We start from the raw sequence: 394 nt of genomic DNA, 5'->3' as shown, positions 1-394 counted from the left end.
ACCGTGAGGGAAAGGTGAAAAGTACCGTGAATAACGGAGTGAAAAAGATCCTGAAACCATACGCCTACAAGCGGTCGGAGCCACATTAGTGGTGACGGCGTGCCTTTTGCATAATGAGCCTACGAGTTACCGTTGCTGGCAAGGATAAGCACTTCAGGTGTGGATCCGTAGCGAAAGCGAGTCTGAATAGGGCGCCATAGTCAGTAGTGGTAGACGCGAAACCGTGTGATCTACCCATGGGCAGGTTGAAGCTGTGGTAACACACAGTGGAGGACCGAACCCGTTGACGTTGAAAAGTCTTGGGATGACCTGTGGGTAGGGGTGAAAGGCCAATCAAACTCGGAAATAGCTCGTACTCCCCGAAATGCATTTAGGTGCAGCGTTGAGCGAAAGT

The 394-nt window shown here is 51.3% G+C and carries 1 rRNA gene; it reads left to right on the top strand.

The window, feature by feature from the left end:
* A 23S ribosomal RNA gene (locus DC53_RS22740) occupies nucleotides 1-394 on the top strand; the annotation flags it as partial.

The sequence above is a fragment of the Pseudoalteromonas fuliginea genome (genome assembly GCF_000690055.1).
In the GTDB taxonomy this organism is placed as follows: domain Bacteria; phylum Pseudomonadota; class Gammaproteobacteria; order Enterobacterales; family Alteromonadaceae; genus Pseudoalteromonas; species Pseudoalteromonas fuliginea.
The sequence above is the reverse complement of the archived record's forward strand: the minus strand, read 5'-3'. Positions and strand labels throughout refer to the sequence as shown.